25 protein-coding genes are annotated in these 20,645 nt (G+C 47.0%); 9 read left to right on the top strand and 16 right to left on the bottom strand.

What is annotated here, in order from left to right; all coding sequences use genetic code 11:
• The 4 genes from Q0K92_RS08490 to Q0K92_RS08475 form a co-directional block, all read right to left on the bottom strand.
• Nucleotides 1-801 (bottom strand): Hsp70 family protein (locus tag Q0K92_RS08490; RefSeq protein WP_297325376.1); only part of this gene is annotated, 801 nt, incomplete at its 3' end.
• 68 nt (nt 802-869) lie between these two features.
• Complete coding sequence (gene grpE / locus Q0K92_RS08485; RefSeq protein ID WP_297325375.1) at nt 870-1,466, bottom strand: nucleotide exchange factor GrpE; 597 nt, start codon at nt 1,464-1,466, stop codon at nt 870-872.
• A gap of 134 nt (nt 1,467-1,600) precedes the next feature.
• Nucleotides 1,601-2,977, bottom strand: a complete 1,377-nt coding sequence (gene purB / locus Q0K92_RS08480) for an adenylosuccinate lyase (RefSeq protein ID WP_297325374.1) — start codon at nt 2,975-2,977, stop codon at nt 1,601-1,603.
• A 273-nt stretch (nt 2,978-3,250) separates the two neighbouring features.
• Nucleotides 3,251-3,565, bottom strand: a complete 315-nt coding sequence (locus Q0K92_RS08475; protein ID WP_297325373.1) for a hypothetical protein — start codon at nt 3,563-3,565, stop codon at nt 3,251-3,253.
• A gap of 352 nt (nt 3,566-3,917) precedes the next feature.
• On the opposite strand from Q0K92_RS08475, the gene Q0K92_RS08470 reads away from it, so the two are divergent.
• From Q0K92_RS08470 to fghA, 3 genes are read left to right on the top strand one after another with little or no spacing between them, the layout of a single operon-like run.
• Nucleotides 3,918-4,415 (top strand): low molecular weight protein-tyrosine-phosphatase, encoded by a 498-nt coding sequence (locus Q0K92_RS08470; protein ID WP_297325372.1) that lies wholly within the window; start codon nt 3,918-3,920, stop codon nt 4,413-4,415.
• A 6-nt stretch (nt 4,416-4,421) separates the two neighbouring features.
• A complete protein-coding gene (locus Q0K92_RS08465; RefSeq protein WP_297325371.1) occupies nt 4,422-5,528 on the top strand; it encodes an S-(hydroxymethyl)glutathione dehydrogenase/class III alcohol dehydrogenase in 1,107 nt (368 codons plus the stop codon).
• 5 nt (nt 5,529-5,533) lie between these two features.
• The gene (gene fghA, locus Q0K92_RS08460; protein WP_297325370.1) at nt 5,534-6,373 is read left to right on the top strand and encodes an S-formylglutathione hydrolase; all 840 of its coding nucleotides are present in this window, start codon (nt 5,534-5,536) and stop codon (nt 6,371-6,373) included.
• A 123-nt stretch (nt 6,374-6,496) separates the two neighbouring features.
• Here the strand turns inward: fghA and rdgB are convergent, their stop codons facing one another.
• The 4 genes from rdgB to Q0K92_RS08440 form a co-directional block, all read right to left on the bottom strand.
• Complete coding sequence (gene rdgB, locus Q0K92_RS08455) at nt 6,497-7,099, bottom strand: RdgB/HAM1 family non-canonical purine NTP pyrophosphatase (RefSeq protein ID WP_297325369.1); 603 nt, start codon at nt 7,097-7,099, stop codon at nt 6,497-6,499.
• Nucleotides 7,092-7,829 carry a ribonuclease PH gene (gene rph, locus Q0K92_RS08450; protein WP_297325368.1) on the bottom strand — a complete coding sequence of 246 codons (738 nt, stop codon included), beginning with the start codon at nt 7,827-7,829 and terminating at the stop codon, nt 7,092-7,094. Before rph ends, rdgB begins: the two co-directional genes overlap by 8 nt.
• A 24-nt stretch (nt 7,830-7,853) precedes the next feature.
• Nucleotides 7,854-8,708 (bottom strand): type I methionyl aminopeptidase, encoded by an 855-nt coding sequence (gene map, locus Q0K92_RS08445; protein WP_297325378.1) that lies wholly within the window; start codon nt 8,706-8,708, stop codon nt 7,854-7,856.
• Between the two features lie 63 nt (nt 8,709-8,771).
• The gene (locus Q0K92_RS08440; RefSeq protein ID WP_297325367.1) at nt 8,772-9,371 is read right to left on the bottom strand and encodes an SPOR domain-containing protein; all 600 of its coding nucleotides are present in this window, start codon (nt 9,369-9,371) and stop codon (nt 8,772-8,774) included.
• 145 nt (nt 9,372-9,516) lie between these two features.
• On the opposite strand from Q0K92_RS08440, the gene Q0K92_RS08435 reads away from it, so the two are divergent.
• A complete protein-coding gene (locus tag Q0K92_RS08435; protein WP_297325366.1) occupies nt 9,517-10,164 on the top strand; it encodes a c-type cytochrome in 648 nt (215 codons plus the stop codon).
• A gap of 70 nt (nt 10,165-10,234) precedes the next feature.
• Here the strand turns inward: Q0K92_RS08435 and hemL are convergent, their stop codons facing one another.
• From hemL to thiD, 3 genes are read right to left on the bottom strand one after another with little or no spacing between them, the layout of a single operon-like run.
• Entirely contained in the window at nt 10,235-11,515 is a 1,281-nt protein-coding gene (gene hemL / locus Q0K92_RS08430; protein WP_297325365.1) for a glutamate-1-semialdehyde 2,1-aminomutase, read from the bottom strand.
• A gap of 47 nt (nt 11,516-11,562) precedes the next feature.
• Nucleotides 11,563-12,312 carry a thiamine phosphate synthase gene (thiE, locus tag Q0K92_RS08425; RefSeq protein ID WP_366084225.1) on the bottom strand — a complete coding sequence of 250 codons (750 nt, stop codon included), beginning with the start codon at nt 12,310-12,312 and terminating at the stop codon, nt 11,563-11,565.
• A 4-nt stretch (nt 12,313-12,316) separates the two neighbouring features.
• A complete protein-coding gene (gene thiD / locus Q0K92_RS08420; RefSeq protein WP_297325364.1) occupies nt 12,317-13,183 on the bottom strand; it encodes a bifunctional hydroxymethylpyrimidine kinase/phosphomethylpyrimidine kinase in 867 nt (288 codons plus the stop codon).
• A 52-nt stretch (nt 13,184-13,235) separates the two neighbouring features.
• On the opposite strand from thiD, the gene Q0K92_RS08415 reads away from it, so the two are divergent.
• Both Q0K92_RS08415 and gloA read left to right on the top strand, forming a co-directional pair.
• A complete protein-coding gene (locus Q0K92_RS08415) occupies nt 13,236-13,424 on the top strand; it encodes a rubredoxin (RefSeq protein ID WP_110337009.1) in 189 nt (62 codons plus the stop codon).
• Nucleotides 13,425-13,814 (top strand): lactoylglutathione lyase, encoded by a 390-nt coding sequence (gene gloA, locus Q0K92_RS08410; protein WP_297325363.1) that lies wholly within the window; start codon nt 13,425-13,427, stop codon nt 13,812-13,814.
• A gap of 45 nt (nt 13,815-13,859) precedes the next feature.
• Here the strand turns inward: gloA and Q0K92_RS08405 are convergent, their stop codons facing one another.
• Nucleotides 13,860-14,564, bottom strand: coding sequence for an SAM-dependent methyltransferase (locus Q0K92_RS08405; protein WP_297325362.1), 705 nt, complete (start codon nt 14,562-14,564; stop codon nt 13,860-13,862).
• Between the two features lie 57 nt (nt 14,565-14,621).
• On the bottom strand, nt 14,622-15,005 hold the full coding sequence (apaG, locus tag Q0K92_RS08400; RefSeq protein ID WP_297325361.1) for a Co2+/Mg2+ efflux protein ApaG: 384 nt from the start codon (nt 15,003-15,005) through the stop codon (nt 14,622-14,624).
• A 149-nt stretch (nt 15,006-15,154) separates the two neighbouring features.
• On the opposite strand from apaG, the gene rpe reads away from it, so the two are divergent.
• The 3 genes from rpe to trpE are packed head-to-tail and all read left to right on the top strand — an operon-like array spanning nt 15,155 to nt 18,091.
• Complete coding sequence (gene rpe / locus Q0K92_RS08395; protein ID WP_297325360.1) at nt 15,155-15,832, top strand: ribulose-phosphate 3-epimerase; 678 nt, start codon at nt 15,155-15,157, stop codon at nt 15,830-15,832.
• Nucleotides 15,833-15,877: 45 nt separating this feature from the next.
• Nucleotides 15,878-16,606, top strand: coding sequence for a phosphoglycolate phosphatase (locus Q0K92_RS08390; RefSeq protein ID WP_297325359.1), 729 nt, complete (start codon nt 15,878-15,880; stop codon nt 16,604-16,606).
• 12 nt (nt 16,607-16,618) lie between these two features.
• Complete coding sequence (gene trpE / locus Q0K92_RS08385; protein WP_297325358.1) at nt 16,619-18,091, top strand: anthranilate synthase component I; 1,473 nt, start codon at nt 16,619-16,621, stop codon at nt 18,089-18,091.
• Between the two features lie 54 nt (nt 18,092-18,145).
• On the opposite strand, the gene Q0K92_RS08380 is transcribed toward trpE, so the two are convergent.
• From Q0K92_RS08380 to Q0K92_RS08370, 3 genes are all read right to left on the bottom strand, one after another.
• The gene (locus Q0K92_RS08380) at nt 18,146-18,736 is read right to left on the bottom strand and encodes a CBS domain-containing protein (RefSeq protein WP_297325357.1); all 591 of its coding nucleotides are present in this window, start codon (nt 18,734-18,736) and stop codon (nt 18,146-18,148) included.
• A 130-nt stretch (nt 18,737-18,866) separates the two neighbouring features.
• Nucleotides 18,867-20,336: a D-alanyl-D-alanine carboxypeptidase/D-alanyl-D-alanine-endopeptidase gene (gene dacB, locus Q0K92_RS08375; protein WP_297325356.1), complete on the bottom strand. Its 1,470-nt coding sequence runs from the start codon at nt 20,334-20,336 to the stop codon at nt 18,867-18,869.
• Complete coding sequence (locus tag Q0K92_RS08370; protein WP_297325355.1) at nt 20,333-20,641, bottom strand: hypothetical protein; 309 nt, start codon at nt 20,639-20,641, stop codon at nt 20,333-20,335. The genes dacB and Q0K92_RS08370 overlap by 4 nt, the downstream gene beginning before the upstream one ends.
• Between the last annotated feature and the right edge of the window lie 4 nt (nt 20,642-20,645).

Below are 20,645 nucleotides of genomic sequence, written 5' to 3'. Positions count from 1 at the left end.
TTCTGCGGCATCCTTTAAACGTTGCAATGCCAGCATATCTTTCTTCAGATCAATACCGGTTTCTTTCTTGAATTCATCAACCAGGTATTCAATCACGCGCGAATCAAAATCTTCACCACCGAGGAACGTATCGCCATTAGTCGCCAATACTTCAAACTGATGCTCGCCGTCAATCTCGGCAATTTCAATAATGGAAATATCAAAAGTACCGCCACCCAGATCATATACCGCTATTTTCCGGTCGCCTTCTTTTTTGTCCATACCAAAGGCTAGTGCGGCGGCTGTTGGTTCATTGATAATACGCTTCACTTCCAGACCGGCAATCCGCCCGGCGTCTTTGGTTGCCTGGCGTTGCGAGTCATTGAAGTAAGCAGGCACGGTAATCACAGCTTCCGTCACCGGCTCACCCAGGTAATCTTCAGCGGTTTTCTTCATTTTCATCAACACTTGTGCAGAAACTTCCGGTGGCGCAATTTTCTTGCCGCGCACTTCCACCCATGCGTCATTGTTGTCTGCTTTGATAATGCTGTAAGGCACCATCTTGATATCTTTTTGCACCATGTCTTCGTCAAAGCGGCGTCCGATCAAACGCTTCACTGCGAATAACGTATTCTTCGGATTAGTAATCGCTTGCCGCTTGGCTGAGGCACCTACCAACACTTCATTATCTTCGGTATAAGCAACAATAGATGGAGTTGTGCGCGTACCTTCCGAGTTTTCAATGACTTTGGGTTTGCCGCTTTCCATAACGGATACACAAGAGTTCGTGGTACCCAGATCGATACCTATGATTTTTGCCATGTTTGGATCCTTTTAAAGATTAATTCTGTCTATCAACTGATCTGAAAGTGGAGGTGTTTGAAAAAAATTCAAGTACCTTGTGCTTTTGAAACCGATACAAGTGCCGGGCGAATCACACGATCATGCAGTTTGTAGCCTTTTTGCATGACCTGAACCACCGTATTGGGAGGCAGTTCGGAATCAACAGTGCACATTGCCTGATGTTGATGAGGATCGAACTTCTCTCCCTTGGGATCAATCGCCTTGATGTTGAATTTATCAAGCACATTAATCAGTTGTTTTTGCGTTAGCTCCATACCATTCTTGAAATTCTCCAAACTTGCATTTTCAACCGCCAGCGCTGCTTCCAGGCTATCCATCACGGTCAGCAATTCAGCAGAGAAATTCTCAATGGCATACTTATGCGCATTAGTAACATCGGTTTGAGCGCGTTTACGAATATTCTCCGTTTCCGCCTTAGCCCGTATCCAGGCATCATGATGTTCAGCTGCTCTGATTTCAGCTTCTTTCAGTAAGTGCTCAAGATTAGGCGATGATGAATCTTTTTTTTGCTCAGTCTGAATAGTGGCATCATTGGTTATGCCAGGTATTTTGTTTTCATCGGCAGCATAGGGAATCTCCGCCTGATTCGACTCTGGATTATTTGAATTTTCTGAACTCTGCATCGTACCTCCTAATAATTATCTTGGCGATATGGTGGTCGCCTATCCGAATTTCAAGCATTTAACAGAAATTTATTTATATTGGTTTGAATTTAAAAATCCAGACATTAAATCAACAAATTATTCTATGGAGTTTTTTATCCTTCGATTCTTCGAGCCAGGATGCTTGCTTTGCCAATGTAATTACCGGGAGTCATCGTCAACAGCCGATTTTTTTCTGCATCAGGAATCGTCAAGCCAGCAATAAATTGGTGCAATGTTTCTTTAGTAATGCCCCCCTTGCCGCGTGTCAATGCCTTCAGTTGTTCATAAGGGTTAGCCACGCCATAACGTCTCATCACGGTTTGAATCGGTTCGGCCAGAACTTCCCAGGCATTATCCAGATCACTCAGCATTTGAGCCGGGTTGGCATCCAGTTTATTCAACCCTTTCAGACACGAATCATACGCCAGCAAAGTATGCCCTAACGCAACGCCCATATTGCGTAACACCGTGGAATCGGTCAAATCCCGCTGCCAGCGCGATATCGGTAATTTCTCACTCAAATGACGCAACAATGCATTGGCAATACCCAGATTGCCCTCCGAATTCTCAAAGTCGATGGGATTGACCTTATGCGGCATGGTTGAAGAACCCACTTCATCCGCTTTGGTTTTTTGCTTGAAATAACCCAATGAAATGTATCCCCAGATATCACGATTCAGATCCAACAAAATAGTATTGATCCTTGCATACGCATCAAATAATTCTGCAATGGTGTCGTGAGGCTCAATCTGAGTTGTATAGGGATTAAATTGCAGACCTAATTTTTCAACAAAGTGCTGTGCGAATTTTTCCCAATCCAGATCCGGATAAGCGGATAAGTGCGCGTTGTAATTACCGACAGCACCATTAATTTTGCCTAATATGTCGACTGCTGCCAGCTGTTTTTTACTGCGCTGCAGGCGATAAACCACATTGGCAATCTCTTTGCCTAATGTCGTCGGCGTTGCCGGTTGTCCATGCGTGCGTGCAAGCATCGGCACTTCCGCCAATTGTTGTGCCAGTTCGATCAAGCGGAGAATAATCTTATCGAGCGCGGGTAGCATCACTTGCTCCAGGCTGGCTCTCAACATGAGACCATGCGACAGATTATTGATGTCTTCAGAAGTACAGGCAAAATGAATGAATTCAGCCGCTTTGGTAATTTCAGCGTTATTGGCTAATACTTGCTTTAGCCAATATTCAATTGCTTTCACATCATGATTCGTGGTGGCTTCAATAGCCTTAATCGCTTCCGCGTCGGCAACTGAAAAATTAACCACCAAATTATCAAGCTGAGTATTGGTTGCAGTTGAAAAAGCTGGAATTTCAATAATTCCTGGCTCATTACTCAATGCCTTAAGCCATGCCACTTCGACTTGAACACGATAACGAATCAATGCAAATTCACTAAAATAAAGCCGCAACGGCTCGACCTTAGTGTGATAGCGACCATCCAACGGAGATAATGCGGTAATAGCAGGAAAGTTCATGATATTCGTATTTTTTTGGAGATCGCATTTTAACATGCTGTCTGCATATTAATCGCGCCAAATGATCCATCCAAAAATACAATAAAAAAACCCTCCCCTGCTTAAAACTATGAAAGGTGTAAAGTGAAGATTGGCCTACTGTGGAATGATTCTAAGCTGATATTTCCCAAAAATATCGAGATATTATTTATCTCGTATTAATGGGAATCAATAAAGGGAAATAGCGGGTATGACTACTATTCAGTCTGTAACAAAACTAAAGTGGTACTCATATCAAAACAATATATCTTTGTTCTTACGTCCATCAGGAATACTCTGCGGCTTGTTATTTGATAGCATTGTCGCTCCAGGAAATAGTTTGTTATGTATTTCTTGCAAGGTATAAATTTCCTGTAATGCTGCTAATGGAAATCCTTGTCTGTTCCTGTCTTTGTCAACGACAAGTAATTTATTAATATACAAATGAATTTCTTTATAACCCCAATGTAATTTGATCATTTCAGCGATTCTCTGATAATTCGTATCCAGCAGCGATTCCCGATCACCTAGATAAGCTTTAAATTCCTTAATTGAATTTTTTAATGACATATATCCATTCCTTCCATGCATTTAAGCCAAATCGGATTGGCGTTTATATTAGAAAAAATAATCTGATCATCCATGACCATTTCTGGACTACGGATTTATTTTTATAAAATTCAACAAATTTCAACTCAAGATTTATTGCGTTTAATTTTGTGTGACGATGGGAATATGGTTAGCTATTTTCATTGAGAGATACCGTGATATGAAGCACGTAATTCCCTGCTAAAGAACCTACCATACCCAGAACTGAATTTCGTTTTAGCGGATGTCGTGTTAATCTTTACCTTGTATGATTCAAATTTTTCTATTTTTAAACTTGCTATTTCTGAAATCCGATTACACTCATAGATTTGCCATGAACAAGAATAAAAAAATAAAAGTATTATTTGTCTGTATGGGCAACATTTGCCGATCACCCACAGCCGATGCTGTATTCAGACACCTTGTCAAAGCAGCTGGCGTTGATCACATCATTGAAGTGGATTCCGCCGGTACACACGCTTATCATATCGGCGATCCACCGGATCACCGCGCTCAGAACACAGCACTACAGCGTGGATACAAAATGCACGATCTGCGTGCCCGTGCAGTACAATCCAGCGATTTCGAAGAATTTGACTATATTCTTGCGATGGATAAGGAAAATCTCACATTACTGCAACAACGCAGCCCTCAGCAGCATATCAACAAGATTCAATTATTCATGCAGTATGGCAAAAATGCTGATGCGCATGTTGAAGTGCCCGACCCTTACTTCGGCGGGCACCAAGGTTTTGAACTGGTGCTGGATATGGTTGAAGAAGCCAGCCAAGGTTTACTGACACATCTGCAATCCCAAAACAATAAAGGATAAATTTCAATGAAAACAAGAGCCGCTGTTGCCTGGAAAGCCGGCCAACCATTAACGATCGAACAGGTTGATCTGGAAGGTCCGAAGTCCGGTGAAGTCTTGGTCGAAGTCAAAGCCACCGGCATTTGCCATACCGATTATTACACGCTTTCGGGCGCCGACCCGGAAGGCTTGTTTCCAGCCATTCTCGGTCATGAAGGCGCTGGCGTCGTGGTTGATGTCGGCCCCAGCGTAAAATCCTTGCGTAAGGGCGATCATGTGATTCCGCTCTACACGCCGGAATGCCGTGAATGCAAATTCTGTTTATCCAAAAAAACCAATCTGTGCCAGGCCATCCGCAGCACACAAGGCAAAGGCCTGATGCCGGATAGCACGTCGCGCTTCTCAATCGATGGGAAACCGCTATTTCATTATATGGGCACATCGACCTTCGCAAATTACACCGTTGTGCCGGAAATTGCGTTGGCGAAAATACGCGAAGACGCGCCTTTTGACAAAGTCTGCTATATCGGCTGTGGCGTGACCACAGGCATCGGTGCTGTGCTCTACACCGCCAAAGTTGAAGCCGGCAGCAATGTCGCAATTTTCGGTCTGGGCGGGATCGGCCTGAATGTCATCCAAGGTGCCCGAATGGTCGGTGCCGACAAAATCATCGGCATCGATATCAATCCGCAACGCGAAGCCATGGCGCGCAAATTCGGCATGACGCATTTCATTAATCCGAACGACGTTCCGAACATCGTGGATGCCGTGGTACAACTGACCGATGGCGGCGCGGATTACAGCTTTGAATGCATCGGCAATACCAAGGTCATGCGCCAAGCACTGGAATGTACACATAAAGGCTGGGGGCGCAGCATCATCATCGGCGTCGCTGAAGCCGGTGCTGAAATCAGCACGCGCCCCTTTCAGTTGGTTACCGGTAGAAAATGGGAAGGCTCCGCTTTCGGCGGCGCACGCGGCCGCACCGATGTGCCTAAAATTGTCGATTGGTATATGGAAGGGAAAATTGATATCGATTCGCTCATCACGCACACATTATCGCTGGATAACATCAATGACGGCTTCCACTTGATGAAAACCGGCGAATCGATCCGTTCCGTGGTGATTTACTGATCGTAATGGCACTCGAAACCCGCAGCCAGCATCGCTGCTTTGGCGGCATCCAGGGCTTTTACCAGCATCCATCCAAGACCATCGGCCTGCCGATGCGATTCTCAGTCTATCAACCGCCGCAAGCGGAGCAGCAGCGCGTTCCGGCACTATTTTTCCTGGCCGGACTGACCTGTACCGAAGAAACTTTCATGATCAAAGCCGGTGCGCAGCGCTATGCCGCTGAATATGGATTAATGCTGGTGTCGATGGATACCAGTCCGCGCCAGACCGGTATTGCGGGTGAAACCGATGCTTGGGATTTCGGTGCCGGCGCGGGATTTTACTTGGACGCGACGCAAGCGCCTTGGTCGCAGTATTATCGTATGGAAAGCTACATCACGCAGGAGTTGCGTGAAATCATTATCGAGCATTTTCCTGTTGATAAAAATCGCACGGGCATTTTTGGTCACTCCATGGGAGGTCATGGCGCGTTGACGTTAGCGCTGCGCTATCCGGAAATTTACCACTCGGTATCAGCATTCGCACCAATTTGCGCGCCGATGCAGTGCCCATGGGGACAGAAAGCATTTCGCAACTATTTGGGTGAAGATCAACAAAACTGGCGCCAATACGATGCCATTGCGTTGATCGAAGACGGTCGCCGTGCACCCGATTTATTGATCGATCAGGGTCTGGACGATCAGTTTCTGGCGCAACAGCTATCTCCGGAAGCTTTGGAAAAAGCATGCCGCGAAGCGGATCAGAAGCTCACATTGCGTTTTCACAGTGGATACGATCATAGTTATTACTTCATCAGCACATTTATCGATGATCACCTGAAACATCATCACACTGCGCTGCTGTGATCAGCAGGCCGTTGAAAAACGTTTTGAGGCAAAAACAGGTGAAAACGCGCAGTTTATGTATGATCAATGATTTGAGCCTGTTTTTAACACCGTAGCGGCAACGCAGATAGTTTTAACGACCTGTCAGAATTTTCCAGACTGCAAGATCGCCGATAATTGCGCCAACGCTTTGCCGCGATGGCTGATTAAATTCTTTTGTTCCGCCGACAACTCCGCCGCAGTTTTACCAAACTCGGGCACAAAAAAATACGGATCGTAACCGAATCCGCCTGTACCTTGCGGATGCTCGATAATTTCGCCATGCCAGGATCCATCGACAATAATGGGTTGTGGATCATCAACAGAACGTACCAAAACAATCACACAATAATAATAAGCATGCCGGTCTGATTTATTTTTAAGCGCTTCGATCAATTTCAGGTTATTGCGCTCATCGGATCTCGGTTCTCCGGCATAGCGCGCTGAAGAAACACCCGGCACACCATTCAGCGCATTAACACAAATTCCAGAATCATCCGCCAGTGCCGGCAACCCTGAACAATGACTGGCATGACGCGCCTTAGCCAGAGCATTTTCAACAAAGGTGCTATGCGGCTCGTCAATTTCACCGGCATTAAAATCAGATTGGGGCACTACCTCGATCGCCAAAGGAGCCAGCAGCGCATTAATTTCACGCAACTTGCCCTGATTATTACTTGCAATCACCAATTTTTTCAGCTTATCCATGACTGGCTGCTTCCTGTGCCAGAGCTTCTTTCTGAATTGCAATCAGTTCCTGAATGCCGTGCTGCGCCATATCCAGCATGATATCCAGTTCTTTCCGGTTGAATGCATTGCCTTCCGCCGTTCCCTGTACTTCGACGATTCCCAGGTTCCCGGTCATCACCACATTCATGTCCGTATCACAAGAAGAATCTTCAACATAATCCAGGTCCAGCATCGGAATGCCTTGATAAACGCCTACTGAAATCGCCGCTACATGATCGATGATCGGCGTGGTTTCAATCAATTGTTGATAAATCAACTTCTCGACAGCGTCGTGCAGCGCCACGAACGCTCCCGTAATACTGGCAGTGCGCGTACCGCCATCCGCTTGAATCACATCGCAATCAATTTGAATGGTGCGCTCTCCCAGTTTCTTTAAATCAACAACAGCGCGTAAAGCGCGCCCGATCAAGCGCTGAATCTCCATGGTGCGCCCTGATTGCTTGCCTTTGGCAGCTTCGCGCTGCATACGCGAATGTGTTGAACCAGGCAACATACCGTATTCGGCAGTCAACCAGCCTTGTCCCTGGCCTTTCAAAAACGGCGGGATTTGTTCACTGATGCTGGCTGTGCAGATCACTTTGGTGTCACCGCATTCGATCAGCACCGAACCGTCGGCATGCTTGGTGTAATGACGAGTGATTCTGACGGGGCGGATTTGCGCGGGGATGCGTTGATGGCTGCGTATCATGATTAATAATTTCCGGGTATAAAATTAACTTGCAAAGCGATAAATCGGCTTGGCGGGCGCACCTGCCGATACCGTCAGCACGTCATGGCCGTCTTCGGTCACCAGAATGGTGTGCTCCCACTGTGCGGACAGACTGCCATCCTTAGTGGTAACGGTCCAACCGTCCGGCAGATGGCGGATAGCCGCTTTACCGGCATTAATCATGGGCTCCACGGTGAATATCATACCCGGCTTCAGCTCCAGACCCGTTTTGGGGCGTCCATAATGAAGTACTTGCGGATCTTCATGAAACTTTGCACCGATACCGTGCCCGCAAAATTCCCTGACCACACTATAGCCCACACCTTCAGCCAGTCTTTGAATCGCATGTCCGATATCCCCTAAGTGCTTACCGGGTTTTATTTCATCGATGCCGCGCCACATTGCTTCAAAAGTGACTTCGCATAGACGCCTTGCTTGTATGGATGGCTCGCCAACATAAAACATGCGACTGGTATCACCATGATATTTCTCATAAATGACTGTAATATCGATATTGATGATATCGCCATTTTTTAATGTCTTCTTGCCGGGGACGCCATGACAAATCTGATTGTTTACCGAGGTGCAAATCGATTTGGGATAGGGAGAATGTCCCGAAGGCGCATAATTGAGCGGTGCGGGTATCGTCTTCTGTACATCCACCATGTAATTATGGCAGAGTACATCCAGCTCTTCGGTAGTAATCCCAGCGACAACAAATGGCGTTATGTAATCCAATACTTCAGACGCCAACCGTCCGGCAATACGCATCTTTTCAATTTCTTGCGGTGTTTTTATCGATACCGTCATTATTATCTTGCTTGCTTGTTTGATTAATTTGAGATTTTCACAATGCATGGGCAATGTTGCAACAAATATCCCAAGCCATGCCATCCAATCATTCCATTTTTTAACTGTGCATTATAAGCGTTCACACTGGCTTTGAATCAAACGGGTACCTTCAAATTGTTCGACTAATTTTTGTACCTGCTCTTTCATCGTTGGAGTTGGATTATAAATTACAATTTTCATCAGTGTAACGTCGCGACCCTCAATCGTAGCACCTGTAATCCCCTTTCTTTCTATTTCTTTCAGTTGCCTCAATGCTTCATCGTTATCATGAAACTTACCTAGGGAAACAGCATTTTTCCATTGACTATCCTCCCGTACACGAAAACTGACAATACCGAGATTGCGTAACTTATTGATCATACGATTCGCAGCTTCCTTATTTGGCAAAGGAGGAATATATACCCAATACATTGTCGTGTTAGCAGCTTCTTCCAGGCGATAGGATTGTTCAGGAACGATCTCCGACAGCACTGTTTCACCATACTGCAGCTGTTCTTCATCCAAACCAACCCACTCCAAACAATTTTCATCAATCGGCAATAAAACAATTTTCTCAGGATTCAATACTACCGGTGCTTGCACCATACTTCCCTGGTCGGGATGCAATGTCGTGCCAGTTACGTAAGCAACCATATTAGCAATCAGCAAAAGAATAAAGATTATTTTCATTGAAAAATAAAATTCTAAATTTTGATATTAGCTTAATTTTGTTGTTAACGTGCTTTTGCCTTGCTAAAATATAATAAGTACTAATTGTCAAATACATCTACCCTACCAACATTTAAATGCTTTTTTAAAATACGGAATACGAAATATGAAAATGATTAAGAATACGATCATGCTGATGGCGCTGGTGCTGTCTGCACCCATTGCAGCTGAAACGACAAGCGATGCACCTGCCCCTGCTCCTGCGACAGCTGGAGAAATCGCATCCGGTGTGTGTGCTGGTTGTCACAATGCGGATGGTAACAGCGTCATTCCTATGAATCCTATCTTGGCTGGACAGCGCGCTGAGTATATCACCAAGCAGTTGCTTGATTTCAAGGCAACTGACAGTGCCCCACCCAAACGTAACAGTCCTGTCATGTCTTCGATGGTCGCGACGCTTTCAGCGGAAGATATGAAAAAACTTGGCGAGTATTACTCCAAACAAAAAACTATTCCCAGTCAAGTAGCTGTTGATGATGAGAAATTGGTTGCAACCGGAAAAATTCTCTATCATGGTGGAAATATTGGGCATGGCGTTCCCGCCTGCGCAAGCTGCCATGGTCCTACGGGATCCGGTATTCCACCGCGTTATCCTGCGTTGGCTGGTCAGCACGCAGAATATACAATGACACAATTGAATCTGTTTAACACGGGTGATCGTGCAAACGATAATGATGTCATGCACAAAGTGCTGACTCGCATGAGCGGGGCAGAAAAACGTGCAGTTGCAGCGTATATTTCCACTATGCGCTAAGTTATCAAAATTTGTTCCAGTAAACAGTAAAAAAGGCGGCAGGTGCCGCCTTTTTTATTACTCTCAGTTTTTACCAACTCTTAAATATTTTTTCTGCCGCAGACAATGTCTTATCCAATTCATTGTCACCATGCATGGACGATACAAAACCGGCTTCAAATGCCGATGGCGCAAAATATACCCCCTCTTTCAACATTGCATGAAAGAATCGGTTGAAAGCTGTCTTGTCGCATTGCATCACTTCAGCAAAGCTGGTGGGAATATCCTTGCTAAAATACAACCCGAACATACCACCGATTGATTGCGCACAAAAATCAATACCGTGTTTTTTTGCGATAGCCGTAATACCATCGACTAATTGCTGCGTCCTGTTGCCTAATTTTTCATAAAAACCGGGCGCTTGTACTTGCTTCAGCGTAGCCAGCCCCGCTGCAACCGCCACCGGATTGCCTGAAAGCGTACCTGCTTGATAAACCGGCCCCAACGGCGCCAGACATTGCATGATATCGCGTCGTCCGCCGAATGCAGCCATCGGCATGCCACCACCGATCACTTTACCTAATGCGGTCAAATCAGGTTTGATTTGGTACAGACCCTGCGCGCATCCAAGATCCACGCGAAATCCTGTCATGACTTCATCAAATATCAGCACACTGCCGTGCTGCGTACACAATGTCCGCAGCCTGGTGAGAAAATCCGCCTTGGGAGCGATCAGATTCATATTCCCCGCGACCGGCTCAACAATCACCGCAGCGATTTCCTGTCCCCATTTATTAAATGCGTCTTCAATACCCGCTATGTCGTTGTAATCCAAGACAATCGTATGACCGGCTGTTTCCGCCGGCACACCGGCAGAACTCGGATTACCGAACGTTAATGCGCCGGAACCCGCTTTAACCAGCAAGGAATCATCGTGGCCATGATAGCAACCTTCAAATTTGATGATCTTGCTTCTGCCGGTAAAACCACGCGCCAGCCGAATCACACTCATGCCCGCTTCCGTACCGGAACTGACTAATCTGACTTGCTCAATGGATGGCAGCAACTGACAAATCAATTTTGCGATTTCCAACTCCGCCTCAGTCGGTGCACCGAAAGTCAAACCATTTTGTGCGGCTGTCTGAACCGCTTTAACCACATCCGGATGCGCATGCCCCAGAATCAAAGGACCCCACGACCCCACATAGTCGATGTACGACTTTCCATCCGCATCCCAAAAATAGGCGCCTTCCCCGCGTTGAAAAAAAATGGGGTCACCGCCCACCGATTTAAAAGCGCGCACAGGAGAATTAACTCCGCCGGGAATATAGTGTTGAGACTGTTCAAATAATTGATGATTGCGTGAAGTCATTGCATTACTCATGATAAGAATTTATAAAAATACAGGATGTATACACGTTAAATAGTCACTGCGAATAATTGTGCAAATTGTGCCGCCTTTACTTTGCTATTCTCAGTATGAAACAAATCATTGCAAACGGCGATTGCAGCACATTCGCTTTGAATAACCGCTGCGGCATTGGTCAAGCGAATGCCGCCGATCCCCACGATGGGAATCGCTATTTTCTTTCTGACGCTGGCCACCAAATCCGCCGTAACAGATAGTGCGTCCGGTTTGGTTAGCGAAGGGAAAAAGGCACCGAAAGCAACATAATCAGCGCCTTGTTTTTCAGCCCGGAGCGCCAGATCGCCATTGTTATAGCACGACGCACCCACAATTTTATCGCGCCCCAGCTGTTTCCGCGCATGAGTAACGGCCGCGTCGTTCTGCCCCACATGCACGCCATCCGCGTCAATTTCCATTGCCAAATCAACATGATCATTGATAATCAAAGGGACTTGATGCTTTCTGCACAACTGCAGCAATGATTCGGCTTGTTCTCTCAGCAAAACCTTGTTCGCTGATTTATTGCGATATTGCACGAGCTGCGCTCCTCCTTCCAGCACTTGCCGCGTTTTATCCAGCAGATCGTCCGTACTTTCAAAATCCGGGGTAATCGCATACAACCCGCTAACAGGTCGCTGAAAAACTATCTGCGTTGCCGCTGCGGTGTTAAAAGCAGGCTCAGAATGCTCATTGATTACGCATAAACTGCGCTTTCTCGCCTGTTTTCGCCTGGTATCGGCTGCCTCGAAAACGTTTTTCAACGGCCTATTCATCGTTGGGTTTTGCAATGACTACCCCTGCATTTTCGTTTGCGACATCTTCACTTTCCTTAGTCCAGAAAAGTCTGTTAGGGATATATTGTCCCATGCCGGGGCGAAATCCTGCTTGCAAAGTGTGCCAGGTGTAATCCTGCGCTTCAATGACGCTTTCGCTGATCGATAATCCATTGGCTAGTGAAGCGGCTATCGCCGAGGCTAATGTACAACCCGAACCATGATAAGTATGCTCAAGGCGCTCCCATTCATCGGCACGCACAACACCATCTGCAGCAAACAGTGTGTTGGTCACGTGCGCAGTATTCTCATGCGTGCCTGTTATCAACACATATTCGCATCCCATGCTCAGTAATCGCTGCGCGCACAGACTCAAATTCAGTTGAGTGCCGTGACTGTCATTTTCCTGCTGGGCGAGATGCCTGGCTTCCAGGCTATTGGGCGTTAATATCGTGACTTGCGGTAATAATAATTCGCGCATCGCATCGATCATTTCTTCGTCAGCCAGCTCATCTCCTCGCCCCGAAGTCAGCACGGGATCCATCACTAAAGGAATATGCGGGTAATCAGAAATAATTTCTGCAATAGCGGCGATAATTTCAACGCTGCCTAATAAGCCGATTTTAAATGCATGAACGGGCATATCTTCCAATACCGCCCGCGCCTGATCGACAACCCATTCGGCATCCAACGGCATCACATCATCCACTCCAGCCGTATCCTGAACGGTAATCGCTGTCACGATGGATAACGGATGGCACCCCATACTGGCAATAGTAAGCATATCGGCCTGAAGACCGGCTCCACCGCTGGGATCATTGGCTGCAAAAGAAAGTACAATTGGGGGTGGCTGTAACATGCATTAATACCGTAAAATGTCATTTTAACCTAAAAGGAAATTGCTATCTATCATGCCTACCGAAGAGAATCGCGAATACAATCGTTATATGTGTTTAATTTGCGGCTACATCTATGATGAAGCCTTGGGATCTCCTGACGAAGGCATTGCACCGGGCACGCGTTGGGAAGATGTGCCGATCAATTGGACTTGCCCGGAATGCGGCGCTCGTAAAGAAGATTTCGAAATGGTAAAAATATAAATGCGGATATTGCACACGATGCTTCGAGTTGGCGATCTCGAAAAATCCCTGGCGTTTTATACGCAAGTATTGGGTATGAAACTACTACGCCGCAAAGATTATCCCGATGGCAAATTTACCCTTGCTTTTGTGGGCTACCAGGACGAAGCGAGCGGTACTGTTCTGGAATTAACGCACAATTGGGATACTCCCTCCTATCACCTTGGCGAAGGATTTGGGCACATTGCCATTGAAGTGGATGATGCCTATCAGGCGTGTGAAAATACCAAAAAGCTCGGTGGAAAAGTGACGCGCGAAGCGGGCCCGATGAAGCACGGCGCAACGGTTATCGCGTTTATAGAAGATCCCGATGGCTATAAGATAGAATTTATCCAGAAAAAAACCGTTTGATCTCAAAAAGGTGCGCATCACAGCTCGGTGACACACTTTCTCAAGCTATCCATGCAGTAAGAAAATGGTTGGTATTTTATTGATATCCGGTAAAGAACGGCGCCATTGTTGAATGGGCTTGGTAGCAATCAGTTCACTGGAGAATGTTAAGTGGCTTGCAATACACAAATCGGTATTATCGGAACACACTGACATCAACTGCCCTAACAATTTTTGATTGCGATACGGTGTTTCAATAAATATTTGTGTTTGATCTCGGCTTATCGATAATTTCTCGAGTTCCAGTATTTTGCTTGTACGCGCCGCACTCTCAATGGGCAAATAGCCATGAAAGGCAAAGCATTGGCCATTCAAACCCGATGCCATCAAGGCCAGCAATATCGATGAAGGTCCGACCAGCGGCACCACCGTAATATTGTTCTTGTGCGCCAACCGGATTAACCCGGCACCGGGATCTGCCACTGCCGGACAACCCGCTTCAGATAATAAACCTACATCGTGTCCAGCCAATAACGGATCCAGCAAGGCCAACAAATCCTGAGCGAGTGTATGCTCGTTCAAAGTCTGCATGTTTAATTCTTGTAGTGCATACTTGGAATTGATCTGCTTAAGAAATTGCCTGGCAGTTTTAGGATGCTCAACAATGAAATAAGCAATTTCCGCAATACGCTGCTGTACTGCCGGCGGCAATACCCACGCGATATCTTCTGAGCTGATGGGTGCCGGAATCAGATACAGTTTGCCTGTCATCGCAATACCTGCAATTCTAAGGCAGCGCGCATAACAACCCGTCGAACCCCAAGTACATTAGTGCAGAATTCTGGGTACACTCAGAATAAACTCCGGTATGGCGACATCAAAATGAACGCCATCCTCTGCTGCCATCTGATAGCTTCCTTTCATAGATCCCACCGGCGTTGAGATCACTGTTCCACTGGTGTACTCAAAGCTATCGCCCGGTTTAAGCAATGGTTGCTCACCGACAACGCCTAATCCACGCACTTCCTGAATGGTGCCATCACCGTTATTGATAATCCAATGCCTGCTGATTAGTTGAGATGCCACCGTACCTGTATTTGCAATGGTTATGGTGTACGCAAACACATGCCGATCAGCCTCTTCATCGGACTGGTCAGGTAAATATACCGTGCGGATACTGATATTAATGTCGTATTTTTTATTTTCAGTCATTCTTTAATTTCACGCTATTTTTGGGTACTGTACCAAGAAAAAGTGAAAAAGCGTACTTTAAGATTAATTTACTGATAAATCTTTATCTCTTTTACGCGCAATCCGCCATTTGCGGTTAAAATAACAGCTTTGCTTATTGAGAGGCTGTCATGTATCGCATCGCACCCAGTATTCTTTCCGCTAATTTCGCCAAACTTGGCGATGAAATCACCGCCGTTATTGATTCAGGCGCAGACATCATTCATTTTGATGTCATGGATAATCATTACGTTCCGAATCTCACCATCGGTCCCTTGGTATGCGAAGCTATTCGCCCTGTCACGGATGCAATGATCGATGTGCATTTGATGGTTGAACCTGTTGATCGCATTATTCCGGATTTTGCCAAAGCCGGCGCCAATATCATTTCATTTCATCCGGAAGCATCCAATCATATTGATCGCACCATCGGATTGATCAAGGAACAAGGTTGCAAAGCAGGTCTGGTATTTAACCCAGCCACACCGCTGCATTATCTGGATCACGTGCTCGACAAACTGGATCTGATTCTGATTATGTCGGTTAACCCTGGTTTTGGCGGGCAAAAATTTATCCCTGAAGCATTCAACAAACTGCGTGCAGTGAGAAAACGCATCGACGCCAGCGGTAAAGACATCCTGCTGGAAATTGATGGCGGTGTTAAAGTAGATAATATTGCTGAAATCGCTCGCGCCGGCGCCGATACGTTTGTCGCAGGATCAGCCATTTACCAAGCCGGCAAAGATACTGACCCGCATCGTTATGACACCGTACTGGCAGCATTTCGCGCTGAATTAGCAAAAGTATAATCCACCGACAAACCTTTAGGCTGATCGCTATTTCCCATTATTCAAATGAACCATAGTCTTTTTAGCAACGCAAATGCCTCGGTAAAAAAAATTGAATTGCCGTTGTCCGTCAAAGTGATCATGATCGATCTGGACGGCACACTGCTGGATACAGCCGAAGATTTGGCATTAGCCGCAAACCTGATGTTAAAAGATTTAGGCATGCCGGAACAATCAACGTCGACGATCCGCTCCTATATCGGCAAAGGCATCCACAAGCTGGTAAAACGCACATTAACCGGCCAACTCGACGGTGAGCCCGATGCTGCGTTATTCGCCAAGGCATTGCCCATTTACGAGAAACATTACGCCGACCATTTAAGTGTCAATACGCGCCCGTATCCAGGTGTGGTGGAAGGCATCAAAGCCATGCAGCAGGCAGGTTTCAAGCTGGCCTGCATCACCAACAAAGCGGCAGCATTCACGCTACCGTTGCTGCATGCAACCGGACTGTATGACCAATTCGAAATTGTACTATCCGGTGACAGTCTGCCGAAGAAAAAGCCGGATCCCATGCCACTGACGCATATCTGCAAACACTTTGATGCACAACCGCATGAAGCGTTATTAATCGGCGATTCACTGAATGACGCCATCGCCGCCAGAGCCGCCGGTTGCCACGTATTCTGTGTGCCCTATGGCTATAACGAGGGACGCAATGTGTACGAGCTTGACTGCGATGCGATCGTAGAATCCTTGCTGGATGCATCCAAGCTGATTCAAAGATTATCCTAGCAACCGCCCAAAATGACCGAAGCGGAATTCAACCAGCTCGCGCAACAAGGATACAATCGCATTCCGGTCGTACTGGAAACTTTTGCCGATCTCGACACGCCCCTGTCCATTTATCTAAAACTGGCTAATCAGCCCTATTCCTACTTATTGGAATCGGTACAAGGCGGGGAACGTTTCGGTCGATTTTCATTCATTGGCTTACCTGCAACAACGCGCATCGAAGCGCGCGGCAACACAGTGACCACGGTAAATCACGATAAATCGGAAACAATCATCGTTGACGACACTTTGTCTTTTATCGAATCTTATTTGTCGCAATTCAAGGTAGCGCCCTGCCCCGCAGGAATATCGCGTTTTTGTGGCGGATTGGTGGGTTATTTTTCATACGATACCGTACGGTATATCGAGCATAAGCTCAAAGGCCATGCAAAGCCCGATACCTTGAACACACCGGATGTCTTGCTGTTACTGTCGGAAGAATTGGCAGTAGTGGATAACCTTTCCAGCAAGTTGTATCTGATTGTTTATGTGAATCCGCAAGATAAAGATGCCTATCAATCCGGACGCAATCGCTTAAAAACTTTATTGTCAAAGTTGCGCCAATCCATAGCGATTCCAACAGAACAGGCCGTTGCTTCCAGTGCCGCAGTTTCCGAGTTCCCGGAAGCGGATTTCAAAGCCGCGGTTGAGCGGGCGAAGCGCTATATATTTGATGGCGACATCATGCAAGTCGTGCTGTCTCAGCGCACCAGCAAGCCCTTTAACGCATCTCCACTGGCACTGTATCGCGCGTTGCGCAGCCTCAATCCGTCACCCTATATGTTCTTCTATCACTTCGATGATTTTCATATCGTGGGCGCTTCGCCGGAAATATTGGTACGTCTTGAAGGTGATACGGTTACTGTTCGCCCGATTGCGGGTACGCGCCCCCGTGGCAAAAACCCTCAGCAAGATGCCGAACTGGCTGCGGATCTGTTAGCCGATCCGAAAGAAATTGCCGAACACGTCATGCTCATGGACTTGGGTCGTAATGACATTGGCCGCGTCGCACAGACCGGAACTGTGAAAGTAACGGAAAAAATGCAGATAGAAAATTATTCGCATGTCATGCACATCGTTTCCAATGTGGAAGGTAAGTTAAAACCCGAACTCAGTGCGATTGACGTGCTGCGCGCCACGTTTCCGGCAGGAACCGTCAGTGGCGCCCCCAAAGTTCGCGCCATGGAAATCATTGATGAACTCGAAGTTTCCAAACGTGGCGTTTATGCCGGCGCAGTCGGTTATCTCGGTTTTAATGGCGACATGGATCTGGCGATTGCAATTCGTACCGGGGTAATCAAGGATGACCAGTTACATGTCCAGGCAGGCGCGGGAATCGTCGCCGATTCGATCCCACAGAACGAATGGATTGAAACGCAGAATAAAGCCAAAGCATTACTGCGTGCCGCAGAAATTGCCGAGAATGGATTGGATAGTAAGATCTAGCGTACACGCCGCCAGCCGTGATTGAATTCACGAACTGGCTTGTTTGCTTCACTGCTAACTTGCGATTAATGTGGATTCAATTTCCGCAAAGCTCTTGGCGACATTCGTCGGTGTAATGACGGTGCCGAGCTGCTTCTCGATTTGCGTCCAGGAGAAAATACCGCATATCCTGGGCAGCCCGATGGCAATATCGTCTATCACCAGCGCATGCAAACGGTCGCTTTCACGCAAACTGGCCACAATATTACCGACTCTGGCATGCATCACTTCTTCCAGAGGAATGGCTTCCAACTTATCCAACGGTGTCATCATATCCATCACCAGAATCTCGTTGTGCTTGACGCCCCTTTCTTGAATAAAGCGCATGGGTTTCTCGCCCAGGATATCGGTTGCCGTGATAATTCCAGCCAAAGAATTGTCGTCATTCATCACCAGCAATGTGCGCACACCACGTTGCATCATGTAGGTATTGGCAATTTCCATTGTGATACTTGGTGCGATGACCGCTGCCTGTATTTTACGCAAATCAGTCATCACTTCAGAAGCGGGTGAATCAAATGTCACCGGATTTGGCGATGCAGGTTTGGAAATCTGTACGGTACCCGCCAAATACTGTACAGCAAGAGATTTATATTCATTCATCATGTTATGCACTCCTCAATTTAGAGTTGAAGGAAATCGCCTGACTTCAAAATAGATCATCTACCTTGAGTTGGCACTCTACGCTGAAAAGAATTTTGAATCAATAGGCCCCACAGTATCGATAGGGAAGTAATCATGGCCGATCATAAACCCAGTGCACCAGGGTATCCATCGCAGCACGGGATTGTCCGGCTTGATCGTGATTGACAAAAAACACCACAACAACACGTCGCCCCTTTTTATCCAGCAGATAGCCTGCTAATGCACGCACATTATTCAAAGCGCCTGTTTTCATATGTGCCAGCCCTTTGACCGGCGTATCGGCAAAGCGATTTTTCAAAGTTCCATCGACGGCGGCGATCGGCAATGACGAAATAAATTCCGGCATCACCGGACTGTTAAAAGCGGCCAGCAACAGTTGCCCCATGTGGCGCGCGCTGATTCGTTCCTTGCGCGATAGTCCGGAGCCGTTTTCCACCACCAATTCCGGGAAATTTAATTGCTTACCTGCCAACCATCGTCGGATTGCCGCATCAGACTTGGCCAACGTCGCCGGAGAATTATTAACGACCGCATCACCCGTTCCCAACGTTAAATACAATTGGCGTGCCGCAATATTATTACTGAATTTATTAATGCCGCGGATGATATCCGCCAGCGGCGGGGATTGATACATTTTCAGCGGCGTCAGACCTTGCGGTGCCTGGCCCACGACCACATCGCCGTGAAACAAACCGCCCTGCTGCGCCCATAGCCGTTTAAACAAATCACGGGTATAGATCGCGCTGTCTTGCAGGCTCAGCATGACCGACTGCTCTGCGCACTGCCTGGAAAAATTTCCACTCAGAACAACCGTAACATTATTTTTGTCGTCTTTATCGGCTATGACGTCAATCGCCAACAAATTGCGCCAATCGCCACACGCGCCTTGCGTAAGCTTTAAATGATTCTGTACGTGTAAAGAATCCGGCAGCGGATCAATCACAACACGCACTGCATTCTTTTCAGGTTGTGGAAACAGATGGATAGTGGATGCACGGTAATTGACCAGCAGTGCTTCCGGAAGGATGTTATAGGTGCGGTAAGGTTGTCCGTCAAACTCGCCCGGATCATCATTGGGAATATCATAATGCGTAGGATCCAGAATCAGATTACCTCTGATTTCGTGCAGTCCGGTTTGACGCAAACGATGCATCAGCAACCAGAAATTTTCCAGATCCAGCTTGGGATCGCCATACCCTTTGATGACCAGATCGCCGTGTAAAACACCGTCAGCCAGCTTGCCGTTGCCATACAGCATGGTCGGCCAGGTATACGCCGGCCCCAGTAACTCCAGCCCGGCATACGTTGTCAGCAATTTCATCACCGACGCAGGATTCATGGCCGCATCCGCATTGACCGCCACCGTCGGCTCGCTTGCACCGATTTCCTGAACATACACACCCATTGCGGTTTCCGGAATGGCCAGTTGGTGCAGTTTTTGTTTGACGATGAACGGCAATTCACCGGCACATAGGGTAGCCGTGAATCCAAGCAATAGAATTAATGAACCGAGATGTTGATAAATCCGAGGCACGCTAAACAATACCTCCGTGCGCATCATTTCTTCAGCTTGCACATCGCAAACCCGTCATCCCACCCCATGCGGTATTGATCGTCCTTGTCATAGCGATTGAGGTCTTTAAAGGCCCAACTCGTTCTTTTGGCGGTTTCACAGCCATCGATATAGCCTTGCTGGGTGCTCACCGGATAGCCGGTCAGATTGTATTTCGGTTTTGCACTTTCAGGTAGCGGGCCAGTCTGGCGTTCGGGTTTCTTGGCGGGAAGCGGTTGTTTGGTTGGTATTCCGCTACACGCAGAAACGATTAACACGATCAGAATGATAAAAAACGATAAACGACAACGCATATTC

Source organism: Nitrosomonas sp. (assembly GCF_024282095.1).
Classification (GTDB): Bacteria; Pseudomonadota; Gammaproteobacteria; order Burkholderiales; family Nitrosomonadaceae; genus Nitrosomonas.
The sequence above is the reverse complement of the archived record's forward strand: the minus strand, read 5'-3'. Positions and strand labels throughout refer to the sequence as shown.

What these genes read in the sequence shown, in the direction of transcription:
- grpE (WP_297325375.1), bottom strand. Translation starts at nt 1,466, where the DNA reads ATGCAGAGTTCAGAAAATTCAAATAATCCAGAGTCGAATCAGGCGGAG.
- purB (WP_297325374.1), bottom strand. Translation starts at nt 2,977, where the DNA reads ATGAACTTTCCTGCTATTACCGCATTATCTCCGTTGGATGGTCGCTAT.
- Q0K92_RS08475 (WP_297325373.1), bottom strand. Translation starts at nt 3,565, where the DNA reads ATGTCATTAAAAAATTCAATTAAGGAATTTAAAGCTTATCTAGGTGAT.
- Q0K92_RS08470 (WP_297325372.1), top strand. Translation starts at nt 3,918, where the DNA reads ATGAACAAGAATAAAAAAATAAAAGTATTATTTGTCTGTATGGGCAAC.
- Q0K92_RS08465 (WP_297325371.1), top strand. Translation starts at nt 4,422, where the DNA reads ATGAAAACAAGAGCCGCTGTTGCCTGGAAAGCCGGCCAACCATTAACG.
- fghA (WP_297325370.1), top strand. Translation starts at nt 5,534, where the DNA reads ATGGCACTCGAAACCCGCAGCCAGCATCGCTGCTTTGGCGGCATCCAG.
- rdgB (WP_297325369.1), bottom strand. Translation starts at nt 7,099, where the DNA reads ATGGATAAGCTGAAAAAATTGGTGATTGCAAGTAATAATCAGGGCAAG.
- rph (WP_297325368.1), bottom strand. Translation starts at nt 7,829, where the DNA reads ATGATACGCAGCCATCAACGCATCCCCGCGCAAATCCGCCCCGTCAGA.
- map (WP_297325378.1), bottom strand. Translation starts at nt 8,708, where the DNA reads ATGCATTGTGAAAATCTCAAATTAATCAAACAAGCAAGCAAGATAATA.
- Q0K92_RS08440 (WP_297325367.1), bottom strand. Translation starts at nt 9,371, where the DNA reads ATGAAAATAATCTTTATTCTTTTGCTGATTGCTAATATGGTTGCTTAC.
- Q0K92_RS08435 (WP_297325366.1), top strand. Translation starts at nt 9,517, where the DNA reads ATGAAAATGATTAAGAATACGATCATGCTGATGGCGCTGGTGCTGTCT.
- hemL (WP_297325365.1), bottom strand. Translation starts at nt 11,515, where the DNA reads ATGACTTCACGCAATCATCAATTATTTGAACAGTCTCAACACTATATT.
- thiD (WP_297325364.1), bottom strand. Translation starts at nt 13,183, where the DNA reads ATGTTACAGCCACCCCCAATTGTACTTTCTTTTGCAGCCAATGATCCC.
- Q0K92_RS08415 (WP_110337009.1), top strand. Translation starts at nt 13,236, where the DNA reads ATGCCTACCGAAGAGAATCGCGAATACAATCGTTATATGTGTTTAATT.
- gloA (WP_297325363.1), top strand. Translation starts at nt 13,425, where the DNA reads ATGCGGATATTGCACACGATGCTTCGAGTTGGCGATCTCGAAAAATCC.
- Q0K92_RS08405 (WP_297325362.1), bottom strand. Translation starts at nt 14,564, where the DNA reads ATGACAGGCAAACTGTATCTGATTCCGGCACCCATCAGCTCAGAAGAT.
- apaG (WP_297325361.1), bottom strand. Translation starts at nt 15,005, where the DNA reads ATGACTGAAAATAAAAAATACGACATTAATATCAGTATCCGCACGGTA.
- rpe (WP_297325360.1), top strand. Translation starts at nt 15,155, where the DNA reads ATGTATCGCATCGCACCCAGTATTCTTTCCGCTAATTTCGCCAAACTT.
- Q0K92_RS08390 (WP_297325359.1), top strand. Translation starts at nt 15,878, where the DNA reads ATGAACCATAGTCTTTTTAGCAACGCAAATGCCTCGGTAAAAAAAATT.
- trpE (WP_297325358.1), top strand. Translation starts at nt 16,619, where the DNA reads ATGACCGAAGCGGAATTCAACCAGCTCGCGCAACAAGGATACAATCGC.
- Q0K92_RS08380 (WP_297325357.1), bottom strand. Translation starts at nt 18,736, where the DNA reads ATGATGAATGAATATAAATCTCTTGCTGTACAGTATTTGGCGGGTACC.
- dacB (WP_297325356.1), bottom strand. Translation starts at nt 20,336, where the DNA reads ATGATGCGCACGGAGGTATTGTTTAGCGTGCCTCGGATTTATCAACAT.
- Q0K92_RS08370 (WP_297325355.1), bottom strand. Translation starts at nt 20,641, where the DNA reads ATGCGTTGTCGTTTATCGTTTTTTATCATTCTGATCGTGTTAATCGTT.